The following is an 11,697-nucleotide window of genomic DNA, read 5'->3' as shown; positions in this document are numbered from 1 at the left end:
CACGAATCGATCTGCTCAACCGTCAGCGACTTCTCACACAGTCACACCAACGAGCCCCAGCCCACACGGTCACACCACATGCGGTTGCAGTACTAGGGGCTGGTCGAACGGATCCGCTAAGGGTCGCGAGCACCCCCTGCGGGGCCACAACGAGGCGGGGTGGAGCGGTATTCCGGGGAGCGGGACGTAAACGAGTAGGGGCAGGGCGAGGCGCGCATTCCGCGGTCGGCGACGCAACGAGGCAGGCCGGGGCGGGCATTCCGCGGCTGGGGACGGACCTGGCCCGGGGACGGACCTGGGCCGGGGAGGGACCTGGCCCGGGAGGGACCTGAGCCGGGGAGGGACCTGGGCCGGGGAGGGACCTGGCCCGCGGCCGTACCTGCCCGCGGCCGTACCGGAAGCGCGGTCGGGGGGCCGTGAGTTCGGCCGTATGAGCCTTATCGGATGTATGAGCTGTATGAGCTGTATGGGCCGTAGGAGATGTGCGGCCGGAGCGGGCCCTCAGCGGGGCAGGGCCACCACGTACGCGACCGGTTCGCGGTCCGGGGAGGCCATGAGGGCGGTGCGGACGACGGTGGCCTGCTGGGCGGGGGCCTCGCGGAGGGTGCGGGGGAGGCAGCGGACGATGGTGATGCCGAGGCGCTCCAGGTGTTCGCGCTTCTGGTCGAAGGCCGAGTGCAGCGGGTCCTCCTCGGGGCGTGGCGCGCGGGTGTCGATCTCCAGGGCCACCCCGTGCTCGGGCCAGAAGGCGTCCACCCCGCCCAGGAGCGGCCCGCCCGGCAGCCGCAGGTCGACGTTCCACAGCGGGTCCGGCAGGTCGTGGTCGCGCACCATCGCGTACAGCCACTGTTCGGCCTGCGCCCGGCCCTCGGCGAGCAAGGTGTCGACCGCGTCCACCACGTGCGGCCGGGTCAGCAGCCGGGCCCGGCTCAGCTCGCGCACCACCACCGGCGTCTCGCAGTGCCCGCCGCGCACCGCCTCGGTCAGCAGCCGGCGCACCGCCGAGGCGTCGGTGAGCCCGGCGACCGCGTCGGCCAGGGCGCGCGCGACCGGTGCGGTCGGCACGCCGGTGACCTGCTGCGGCACCGGCAGCTCCGCGGACCGGACGATCTGCGCGAAGCCGGTCGAGCGCAGCCGCCGGGTGCGGGCGACCAGCACCTCGATGCGGTCCAGGGAGAGCAGCGGCGGCGTCTCCGTGAAGCCGTGCAGGGCGAGCGCCGCCAGGCCGGTGATCATCGCCTCGGCGGGGGCGTCGGCCGAGCCCTGCCGGGGCACCGTCGGCCCCCGGTGGCTGGCGTACAGCAGCACCGCGTGCAGCCGTTCCTCGCTGGTGGGCGGCCCGGGATGGAGCAGATAGATGCCGGGGAGCACCTGTTGCCAGCAGCCGCCGGGGCGGCAGCGCTCGGTCGTCTCGGCCGCTGTCACGCCGTGCTGCCGGAGCTGACGGGTGGTCAGTACCTTGCAGCGGACATCGGCGAGGTGACGGAGGGGAAGGGGGGAGAGCGGGGTGTCGTGGTTCATGCCGTGGCGATTCCCGCGCCCGCTCCGCCCCCTAACCGCTGTTACACGCCCGTGCCAGGAACCGGACAATCCTGGGCTAAAGTACGGGCGTTCGACTGCCGAGAAGGGCTGGTCGGCCGGGAGGTTACGGCCTCGCCCCGGCCGCCTCGTCACAAGCCTGTGCGCGCAGCGCCCGGGCCAGGTCGTCCCGCTCCTCCAGCACGATCCGGCGCAGCGCGGGCGCGGCCTGCGGATGCCCGTCCAGCCAGCCGTCCGCCGCCTCCAGGGTGGCGTGCTCCACCAGCCAGGCCGGGAACAGCCCGCGCACCACGTCCATCGCGATCTCGATGGACCGCTCGCGCCACACCCGCTCGATCGCGGCGAAGTAGCGCGGGGCGAACGGCGCCAGCAGCTCCCGCTGGTCCGGCTGTGCGAACCCGGCGATGGTCGCCTCCACCAGGGCGTTGGACAGCGCGTCGGACTCCACCACGTCCGCCCACGCCTGCTCCTTGACCTCCGCCGACGGACGGGCCGCCAGGCACCGGACCTGGTGGCGCTTGCCCGACGCGGTGTCGTCGCGCGCCAGCTCCGCGGCGATCACCGCCTCGTCCGCCACCCCGTGCGCGGCCAGCGGCGCCAGCAGCGCCCAGCGGAGCTCCTGGTCCACCTCCAGCCCGTCGAGGGTCTCGGTGCCGTCGAGCAGCCCCTGGAGCAGCGCGAGGTCCGCGGGCGCGGAGGCCACCGCGGCGAAGTGCCGCACCCAGGACAGCTGGTGGCCGCTGCCCGGTTCGGCCCGCCGCAGCTCCACCAGCGCGCCCTCGGCCAGCTCGCGCCCGGCGGCCTCCTTGTGGTCCGGCGCGGTGTACTGCTCCAGCGCCGCCTGGGCCTGCCCGTGCAGCGACTGCAGTACGCCGATGTCGGTCTCCCGGCCGGCGAACCGCCGCACCAGGCCCAGGTAGTCCCGGGCCGGCAGCAGCCCGTCGCGGGTCAGCCCCCACAGCGCGGCCCAGCACAGCGCCCGCGCCATCGGGTCGGTCAGCTCGCCGAGCCGGCCCCGCAGCGTCGCCAGCGAGTCCGCGTCGAAGCGGACCTTGCAGTACGTCAGGTCGTCGTCGTTGACCAGGACCAGCTCGGGCCGCTCGGCGCCGGCCAGTTCCGGTACGGCCGTCCGCGGCCCGGCGACGTCCACCTCGGCCCGGGCGTACCGCACCAGCGCCGGGTGGCCGCTGCCGGACGAGGCGTCCTGCCGGCGGTAGAGGCCCACCGCGACCCGGTGCGGCCGCAGTTCCGGCTGCTCGGGCGCCGCCTCCTGGTGGACGGCCAGCTCCGCGATCCGCCCCTCGGCGTCGTAAAGCACCTCCGGGGTGAGGGAGTTGACGCCCGCGGTCTCCAGCCAGGCCCGCGACCAGGCCGCCATGTCGCGGCCCGAGGTCTCCTCCAGTACGGCCAGGAGGTCCGCGAGCCGGGTGTTGCCGTACGCGTGGCGCTTGAAGTAGCGCCGGGCGCCCTCCAGGAACGCCTCCTGCCCCACGTACGCCACCAGTTGCTTGAGCACCGCGGCGCCCTTGGCGTAGGTGATGCCGTCGAAGTTGAGCTTGGCGTCCTCCAGGTCACGGATGTCGGCGGTGACCGGGTGGGTGGACGGCAACTGGTCGGCGCGGTACGCCCAGGCCTTGCGGCGGTTGGCGAAGGTGATCCAGCCGTTCGCGAACCGGGTGGCCCCCACCAGCGCGAAGGCGCCCATGAAGTCCGCGTAGGACTCCTTGAGCCACAGGTCGTCCCACCACTGCATGGTCACCAGGTCGCCGAACCACATGTGCGCCATCTCGTGCAGGATGACGTTGGCGCGCCGCTCGTAGGACGCCTCGGTGACCTTGCCGCGGAAGATGAACTCCTCGCGGAAGGTGACGCAGCCCGGGTTCTCCATCGCGCCGAGGTTGTACTCGGGCACGAACGCGGTGTCGTACTTCCCGAAGGGGTACGGGAAGTCGAAGTGGTCGTGGAAGAAGTCCAGGCCCTGCTTGGTGACGGTGAAGACGTCGTCCGCGTCGAAGTGCTTGGCCAGGCCCTTGCGGCAGAGCGCGCCCAGCGGGATCTCCAGCTCGGTGCCGTCGTCGAAGGTGCGGTGGTAGCTGTCGGAGACGTAGTGGTACGGCCCGGCGACCACGGCCGTGATGTAGGTGGAGATCGGCTGGGTCACCGCGAACCGGTGCACCCCTCCCTCGGCCGCTCCCTCCTGCGCGCCGTTGCTCAGGACCACCCATCCCTCGGGGGCGGTCACCTCGAAGGTGAACGGCGCCTTCAGGTCCGGCTGTTCGAAATTGGCGAAGACCCGGCGGGCGTCGGCCGGTTCGTACTGGGTGTAGAGGTAGACCTCGCCGTCCTCGGGGTCCATGAAGCGGTGCAGGCCCTCGCCGGTCCGGCTGTAGGCGCACTGCGCGTCGACGACGAGGGTGTTCTCGGCGGCCAGGCCGTCCAGGGCGATCCGGCTGCCGTCGAAGACCTCGGAGGGGTCCAGCTCCCGGCCGTTGAGGGTGACCGAGGTGACCTCCGGCGCCAGCAGGTCGGCGAAGGTGGCGGCGCCCGGCTCGGCGCAGCGGAAGCGGATCGTCGTGCGCGACCGGAACGTGGCCGCGGCGTCCGGCTCGGCGACCGCTGAGCGGACGTCCAGCGCCACGTCGTAGGCGTCGACGCTCAGCAGCCGGCCCCGCTGACGTGCCTCGTCCCGGGACAGATTCTCACCTGGCACGACGTGACTCCCTCGTCCTCGTCTCGAATATCGAACACGGGGAATCATGGCACGCCCACCCGCGGTTGAACCGTCCGCGGCAGAACACCACAGATACCCACCGCTCTCATGAGGAGACGACGACGTGTCCGACACCCCGAAGACCCCGGCAGACTTCTGGTTCGACCCGCTGTGCCCCTGGGCCTGGATGACCTCCCGCTGGATGCTGGAGGTGGAGAAGGTCCGCCCGGTGGAGGTGCGCTGGCACGTGATGAGCCTGGCGGTGCTCAACGAGGACAAGCTCGACACGCTGCCCGAGGAGTACGCCGAGAACATGCGCCCCGGAGGCAAGGCGTGGGGCCCGGTCCGTGTGGTGATCGCCGCGCAGCAGCTGCACGGCGACGAGGCCGTCGGCCGGCTCTACACCGCGCTCGGCACCCGCTTCCACAACGAGGGCCTCGGGGTGACCCGCGAGAGCATCGCCGCCGCCCTCGACGACGCGGGCCTGCCCGCCGAGCTGATCGAGTACGCCGACAAGGACACCTACGACAAGGAGCTGCGCGCCTCCCACAAGGCGGGCATCGACCTGGTCGGCCAGGAGGTCGGCACCCCGGTCATCGCCGTGCCCGGCTCCGACGGCGAGCAGATCGCCTTCTTCGGCCCGGTCGTCACCCCCGCCCCCAAGGGCGAGGACGCCGCGAAGCTCTGGGACGGCACGCTGATGGTGGCGTCCATCCCCGGCTTCTACGAGATCAAGCGGACCCGCACCCAGGGCCCCATCTTCGACTGAGCGCGGTCGCCCGCACCCATGGGAGCGCCCCCGCACGTATCGGACGTGCGGGGGCGCTCCGTTCTTCCGCCTGCCGGGTGAAGGGTGAGAAGACGATCACGAGGCAGGACGCCTGCGGGGTGTTACGGCGCGAGCAGTAGGTTGTGGGCGCGCTCCTTGGCCGACGCGTACCGCTTGGCCACGTCCTGCCAGTTCACGACCCGCCACATGGCCTCGATGAAGTCCACCTTCTGGTTCTTGTACTGCAGGTAGAAGGCGTGCTCCCAGGCGTCGAAGACCAGGATCGGCACCGAGCCCTGGCCGACGTTGCCCTGGTGGTCGTAGACCTGCTCGACGATCAGCCGGCCGGTGACCGGCTCGTAGGCCAGCACGCCCCAGCCGGAGCCCTGGGTGGTCGCCGCGGCCTTCGACAGCTGCGTCTTGAACTTGGCGAACGAGCCGAAGGACTCGGCGATCGCGTCGGCGAGCTCGCCCACACCGTCCTTCTCCAGCGGCTCACCGCCGCCGTCACCGGTCATGTTGTGCCAGTAGATGCTGTGCAGGATGTGGCCGGAGAGGTGGAACGCGAGGTTCTTCTCCAGGCCGTTGATACTGCCCCACTGGTCCTTGTCGCGGGCCTCGGCGAGCTGCTCCAGGGTGTCGTTCGCGCCCTTGACGTAGGCCGCGTGGTGCTTGTCGTGGTGCAGCTCGATGATCTCGGGGCTGATGACCGGTGCCAGCGCCGCGTAGTCGTACGGAAGTTCAGGAAGTGTGTAGGTGGCCATGCCGATCCCGCCTCCAAGCTGCGTCAATGCAGTAATTGCAATCGATGTGCAAGAGCACGCTACCAGCAGGAGTGATCTTCGGCGGGGCGCGGGCGCCGACCTGGTCCCCAAGACGTAAGGCGGGGGGGGGGCCCGGGAGGGGGGGCCGCCCCGCCTTGACGGGATGCCGGGATGAGCGCCGGTGCGCGGCCCTCGGGCCGGCCGCCGCCGGCTAGAAGTCGGCCGGCTCGCTCTGCTTGCTGCCGAGCGACTGCTGCCGCAGCAGCCCGACCAGGGTCAGCACGACCCCGAAGCCGCCGGTGAACAGCAGCTGGATGCGCTGGTTGTCGTCCCGCAGCATCAGCAGCAGCACCGCGACGATGCCCGCCAGCGCCACCCACGTCAGCACCGGGAAGGCCCACATCTTCACCACGAGCTTCTCCGGCGCCTCGCGCTCCAGCTGCCGGCGCATCCGCAGCTGGGCGACGGCGATGAAGCCCCACACCACCAGGACGGCGGCGCCGACCATGTTCAGCAGCCACTGGAAGACCGTGGTCGGCCACAGGAAGCTGAGCAGCACCGCGAGGAAGCCGAACGTCGAGCACAGCAGCACCGCGCGGCGCGGCACCCCGCTGCTGACCTTGCCCAGCACGGCCGGGCCCTGCCCGCGGGAGATCAGCGAGTACGCCATCCGCGAGGAGCCGTAGATGTTGGCGTTCACCGCGGACAGCAGCGCCACCAGGATGACCACGTTCATGATCTGGCCGGCCGCCGGGATCTTCAGGTAGTCCAGGACCGCCACGTACGGGCCGGACTTGGCGATCGACGGGGCGCTCCACGGGATGACGGTGACGATGACGGCCATCGAGCCGACGTAGAACAGGGCGATCCGCCACATCGCGGTGCGCACCGCGCGAGCCACCCCACGCACCGGGTCCTTGGACTCGGCGGCCGCGATGGTCACCGTCTCCAGACCGCCGTACGCGAACACCGACGCCAGCAGACCGACCATCAGGCCGTCCACACCCTTGGGCAGGAAGCCGCCGTCACCGGTGAGGTGCGAGGCGCCGGGCGCCTGGGTGCCGGGCAGCACGCCGAGGATCGCGAGCACGCCCAGGACCAGGAAGATGCCGATCGCGGCGACCTTCAGGGCGGCGAACCAGAACTCGAACTCACCGAAGTTGGAGACCGCGGCCAGGTTCGTCCCGGTGAAGATCACCATGAACAGCAGGACCCACATCCACGGCTCGGTGGACGGGAACCACTGGTGCATCACGTCCGCGGCGCCCAGCGCCTCGGCGGCCACCGCCACGCACAGCAGCGCGGTGAACATCCAGCCCACCGTGAAGCCGGCCCACGAGCCGATCGACCGCTCGGCGTGCACGGAGAAGGAGCCGGAGGCCGGGTTGGCCGCGGCCATCTCGCCGAGCATCCGCATGACCAGCATGACCAGGGCGCCGGAGACGGCGTAGGCCAGCACGATCGAGGGGCCGGCCGCCGCGATGCCCTCGCGGGAGCCGACGAAGAGACCGGCGCCGATGACGCCGCCCAGGGCGATCATCGAGAGGTGGCGCTGCTTGAGGCCGTTGGACAGCGAGGGGCCGCCGTCGGCGCCCGCCGCCAGGTCGGTCTGCTCGCGCGCGGGTGCGGCGGACGAGGGTGTCCGATTCATGTCGTACCTGTCCCAGTAGATGAGAGCGGAGCAAGAGCGTTACTGCGTTCTCCCGGTGCCGCGACCGGCGCGACGTGCTGCCGGGCCCCGGGCGGGCCCCTGCCGGGGCAGGCGGTCGCGCAGGGGCCGCCGACGGCTCAACTCCGGGGTCCTCGGCAAAGCTGGCTCAGTTTGGGTGCCGGTGTCCGCTCAGGGCAACAGTCGTGCAGCGAATGTTCGGTATTCAGACGCGATCGTCACCGTGCGTGCCTGAATCGGCGTCGATTGCGACGGCCGGTGAAACCGGACCGGCTGCTTCACGGGCCCGCCGGCGCCGGTCCCGCAGCTCCCGCCCGCCGGCCACCAGCAGCACCGCCGCGGTCGCCCCGGCCGACCACAGCAGCTGCGGCCGGGCCGTGTCATCGGTCAGCATCAGCACCACGACCCCGCCCATGGCCAGCAGCGCCACCCACGTCAGGTACGGGAACGCCCACATCCGCAGGGCCAGTTTCTGCGGTGCCTCGCGCTCCAGCCGCCGGCGCAGCCGCAGCTGGGAGACGGCGATCAGCCCCCACACGAACAGCAGCACCGCACCGACCGCGTTGAGCATGTACAGGAAGACCGAATCCGGCCACTTCAGGTTCAGCAGCACCGAGACGAACCCGAACGCCACCGACACCAGCACGGCCCGGCGCGGCACCCCTCCGCCCGACACCGCCAGCAGCCCGCGTGGCGCCTCGCCCCGCTCGGCCAGCGAGAACACCATCCGCGACGAGCCGTAGAGGTTGGCGTTCAGCGCCGACAGCAGCGCCACGAACACCACCACGTTCATGATCTGCCCGGCGCCCGGTACCCCGATGTGGTCCAGCACCGCCACGTACGGGCTCTGCCCCGGCCGCATCGACGACCACGGCAGCAGCGCCACGATCACCAGCATCGAGCCCACGTAGAAGAACAGGATCCGCCACACCGCGCTGCGCACCGCCCGGCCCACCGCCCGCGCCGGGTCGTCCGACTCGGCCGCGGCGATGGTGACGACCTCCAGCCCGCCGAAGGCGAACACCACGGCCAGCACCCCGGAGACCACCCCGGCCCAGCCGTGCGGCAGGAACCCGCCCTGCCCGGTGAGGTTCGCCGTGCCCACCGGCGCGGTACCGGGCAGCACGCCGAAGACTGCCAGCAGGCTCAGGCCCAGGAACAGCACGATCGCGAAGACCTTCAGGGCCGCGAACCAGAACTCGAACTCGCCGAAGTTCTTCACCGCGGCGAGGTTGGCCCCGGTGAAGACGATCATGAAGAGCAGCACCCAGGCCCACTGCGGCACCGCCGGCACCCAGCCGTGCGCGATCTGCGCCGCACCGGTCGCCTCCACGGCGAGCACCACCACCAGCAGGAACCAGTACAGCCAGCCCACGCTGAAGCCGGCCCAGCGCCCCAGAGCCCGCTCCGCGTGCACCGAGAACGCCCCCGACGCCGGCATCGCCGCCGACATCTCGCCGAGCATCCGCATGATCAGCATCGCCAGCGCGCCCGCGATCAGGTACGACAGCACGATCCCCGGCCCGGCCACCGCGATCCCCGCACCGGACCCCACGAACAGGCCCGCGCCGATCACCCCGCCCAGCCCCAGCATCGTCAGATGGCGCTGCTTGAGCCCGCCGGACAGGGGCTCCTGCTCGCCGGCTCCCGCGCCGGACGCGGTCGGCCCGGCGGTGGTCGGTGTCTCGTGCATGGGTGCGTAACTCTCACAGGGGCGAAGGCGGCCGGGCACATGCCCAGGGCCACCGGCGGGTTTGGGGGAACTCCACAGGTCACCGCGGGGCGGAACCAGTGTCGCCGCACCCCGCGCGCTACCACAAAACCGGCGACCGGAAGCCGCCCGAGCCGTGACGAGCATCACGTGACCTGCAAAGACGCCGCGCGCACCAACAGGGCCGGGCAATCTGGCCGTTATTCGGAAGTCTCCAAGCGGGCCACCGCGGCTTTGTCGCCGCCACACGATGATCAGTGGCCGCCCGCTGGACTAACGTCACACCGTCCCGACCCGTCCCGATCCCTCACACACCTGCGGAGTCCTGATGAGCACCGCCGCCCTCACCCGTACCGGTACCGTCCTGGCCGACCTGCTGCCGGCCACCACCGCCTCCCGCGCCCGCGTCCGCGACGCCGCGCTGGTCGCCGGCGGCGCCGTGCTCACCGGCCTCGCAGCGCAGATCGCCGTCCCGATCCCGGGCTCCCCGGTCCCGGTCACCGGCCAGACCTTCGCCGCCCTGCTGGTCGGCACCGCGCTCGGTGCCCGCCGCGGTCTGCTCTCCCTGGCCCTGTACGCCCTGGCGGGCATGGCCGGCATGCCCTGGTTCGCCGGCGGCGCCTCCGGCTTCGCCAGCCCCACCTTCGGCTACATCGTCGGCATGCTGCTCGCCTCCGGCCTGGTCGGTGCGCTGGCCCGGCGCGGCGGCGACCGCGGGGCGCTGCGCACCGCCGCCACGATGGCCGCCGGCACCGCCGTGATCTACGCCCTCGGCGTGCCCTACCTCGCGCTGAGCACCGGCATGTCGCTCGACAAGGCCGTCGCCGTCGGCCTCGTCCCCTTCCTGCTCGGCGACGCCCTCAAGGCCGCGCTGGCCATGGGCGCGCTGCCGACCGCGTGGAAGCTCGCCGGCCGCCGCGACTGACCGCCGGCCACGACGACGAAAGGGCGGGGCCCGCACCGATCCCGGTGCGGGCCCCGCCCTTTCGTACTCCCGCCGTCAGGCGCGGTCGGCGGCCTCGACGGCCTCGGCGGGCGCCACCGCCTGCTTCTCCCGCCCCCGCCGCCGCTCCAGCAGCAGCCCGACCGCCAGCACCACCACCGCCGCGACCACCGACAGCACCATCTGCTCCCGGCCGTCCGGGTCGTAGAACATGTAGCCCACGACGAACACGATCAGCGCGATCGTCGCGTACGTCAGCCACGGGTACAGCCACATCCGCACGGTCAGCAGCTCCGGCGTCTCCCGCTCCAGCGTCCGGCGCATCCGCAGCTGCGAGAAGCAGATGACGAGCCACACGAACAGCGCCACCGCGCCCGAGGAGTTCAGGAGGAACTGGAAGACGGTGTCCTTCGAGGTGTAGCTGAAGATCGTCGCGATGAAGCCGAAGGCGACCGACGCCCAGGTCGCCACCGCCGGCACCCCGCCCTTGTTGACGGTCGCGAACGACTTCGGCGCGTCCCCGCGCTCCCCGAGCGAGAACGCCATCCGCGAGGCGGTGTACAGCCCGGAGTTCAGACAGGACAGCACCGCGGTCAGCACCACGACGTCCATCACGGTGCCCGCGTACGGGATGTCCAGCGACGTCAGCACCGCCACGTACGGGCTCTTGACCACCGCCGGGTCGTTCCACGGCAGCAGCGTCACGATCACCGCGATCGAGCCCAGGTAGAACAGCGCGATCCGCCAGATGACGCTGTTGACGGCCTTGCGCACGGCCTGCACCGGGTCGGGCGACTCGCCCGCCGCCAGCGTGACGATCTCGCTGCCCATGAAGGAGAAGACCACCAGCAGCATGCCGGAGAGGATCGCGCCCGGGCCGTGCGGCAGGAACCCGCCGTGGCCGGTCAGGTTCGACATCCCCACCGCGCCGTTCCCCGGCGGCAGCCCGAAGATCGCCAGGGCGCCGACCACGATGAACACCACGATCGCCACGACCTTGATCCCGGCGAACCAGAACTCGAACTCGCCGAACGAGCCCACCGAGATCAGATTGGTGCCGGTCAGCACGATCATCACCAGCAGCGCCCAGGCCCACTGCGGGACGGCCGGGACCCACCCGGTGAGGATCGCGCCGGCCGCGGTCGCCTCGACGGCCAGCACCACCGACCAGAAGAACCAGTACAGCCAGCCGATCGTGAACCCCGCCCAGCGGCCCAGCGCCCGGTCCGCGTACGCCGAGAACGACCCGGACGCCGGCGAGGCCGCGGCCATCTCGCCCAGCATCCGCATCACCAGCACGACCAGCAGACCGGTCAGCGCGTAGGAGAGCAGGATGCCCGGCCCGGCGGCCGCGATACCGGCCCCGGAGCCGACGAACAGCCCGGCGCCGATCACCCCGCCGATGGCGATCATCGACAAATGGCGGTTCTTCAGACCTGCCTGCAGCCCGTCCGGCGGGTGCGCACCCATGTGCACCGTCCTTTGTGGTTCGGGGAAGGAACTCCCCCATGAGATCTCCGTCGCCCAATGATTGGAAGGTCCAATCCGGGTTTGTTGCTCGAATCACTGGACAGTGACGTCTCTCACATGCG

General features: G+C 71.6%; 8 protein-coding genes. 2 read left to right on the top strand and 6 right to left on the bottom strand.

What is annotated here, in order from left to right:
* Nucleotides 1-501 precede the first annotated feature (501 nt).
* Together IG62_RS0134955 and pepN are read right to left on the bottom strand one after the other, a co-directional pair.
* The gene (locus IG62_RS0134955; protein ID WP_030813051.1) at nucleotides 502-1,521 is read right to left on the bottom strand and encodes a hypothetical protein; all 1,020 of its coding nucleotides are present in this window, start codon (nucleotides 1,519-1,521) and stop codon (nucleotides 502-504) included.
* A gap of 124 nt (nucleotides 1,522-1,645) precedes the next feature.
* Entirely contained in the window at nucleotides 1,646-4,249 is a 2,604-nt protein-coding gene (gene pepN, locus IG62_RS0134950; protein ID WP_030813048.1) for an aminopeptidase N, read from the bottom strand.
* Nucleotides 4,250-4,373: 124 nt separating this feature from the next.
* Between pepN and IG62_RS0134945 the strand changes: the two genes are divergently transcribed.
* On the top strand, nucleotides 4,374-5,018 hold the full coding sequence (locus IG62_RS0134945; protein ID WP_030813045.1) for a DsbA family protein: 645 nt from the start codon (nucleotides 4,374-4,376) through the stop codon (nucleotides 5,016-5,018).
* 122 nt (nucleotides 5,019-5,140) lie between these two features.
* Here the strand turns inward: IG62_RS0134945 and IG62_RS0134940 are convergent, their stop codons facing one another.
* From IG62_RS0134940 to IG62_RS0134930, 3 genes are all read right to left on the bottom strand, one after another.
* Nucleotides 5,141-5,782 (bottom strand): superoxide dismutase, encoded by a 642-nt coding sequence (locus IG62_RS0134940; protein ID WP_030813043.1) that lies wholly within the window; start codon nucleotides 5,780-5,782, stop codon nucleotides 5,141-5,143.
* 211 nt (nucleotides 5,783-5,993) lie between these two features.
* On the bottom strand, nucleotides 5,994-7,433 hold the full coding sequence (locus IG62_RS0134935; RefSeq protein ID WP_030813040.1) for an amino acid permease: 1,440 nt from the start codon (nucleotides 7,431-7,433) through the stop codon (nucleotides 5,994-5,996).
* A 223-nt stretch (nucleotides 7,434-7,656) separates the two neighbouring features.
* The gene (locus IG62_RS0134930) at nucleotides 7,657-9,144 is read right to left on the bottom strand and encodes an amino acid permease (protein ID WP_234326869.1); all 1,488 of its coding nucleotides are present in this window, start codon (nucleotides 9,142-9,144) and stop codon (nucleotides 7,657-7,659) included.
* Between the two features lie 346 nt (nucleotides 9,145-9,490).
* Here IG62_RS0134930 and IG62_RS0134925 point away from each other — a divergent pair, with 346 nt between their 5' ends.
* Nucleotides 9,491-10,087 carry a biotin transporter BioY gene (locus tag IG62_RS0134925; protein WP_030813034.1) on the top strand — a complete coding sequence of 199 codons (597 nt, stop codon included), beginning with the start codon at nucleotides 9,491-9,493 and terminating at the stop codon, nucleotides 10,085-10,087.
* A gap of 75 nt (nucleotides 10,088-10,162) precedes the next feature.
* Here IG62_RS0134925 and IG62_RS0134920 read toward each other — a convergent pair whose 3' ends face one another.
* Nucleotides 10,163-11,575, bottom strand: coding sequence for an amino acid permease (locus IG62_RS0134920; protein ID WP_051799036.1), 1,413 nt, complete (start codon nucleotides 11,573-11,575; stop codon nucleotides 10,163-10,165).
* Nucleotides 11,576-11,697 lie beyond the last annotated feature (122 nt).

The sequence above is a fragment of the Streptomyces sp. NRRL S-337 genome (assembly GCF_000720175.1).
GTDB classification, from domain to species: Bacteria; Actinomycetota; Actinomycetes; order Streptomycetales; family Streptomycetaceae; genus Streptomyces; species Streptomyces siderophoricus.
This window is presented reverse-complemented; position numbering and strand designations above follow the sequence as displayed.

Coding starts and splice junctions, on each gene's coding strand:
- IG62_RS0134925 (WP_030813034.1), top strand. CDS start 9,491: ATGAGCACCGCCGCCCTCACCCGTACCGGTACCGTCCTGGCCGACCTG.
- IG62_RS0134920 (WP_051799036.1), bottom strand. CDS start 11,575: ATGGGTGCGCACCCGCCGGACGGGCTGCAGGCAGGTCTGAAGAACCGC.
- IG62_RS0134940 (WP_030813043.1), bottom strand. CDS start 5,782: ATGGCCACCTACACACTTCCTGAACTTCCGTACGACTACGCGGCGCTG.
- IG62_RS0134955 (WP_030813051.1), bottom strand. CDS start 1,521: ATGAACCACGACACCCCGCTCTCCCCCCTTCCCCTCCGTCACCTCGCC.
- IG62_RS0134935 (WP_030813040.1), bottom strand. CDS start 7,433: ATGAATCGGACACCCTCGTCCGCCGCACCCGCGCGCGAGCAGACCGAC.
- IG62_RS0134930 (WP_234326869.1), bottom strand. CDS start 9,144: ATGCACGAGACACCGACCACCGCCGGGCCGACCGCGTCCGGCGCGGGA.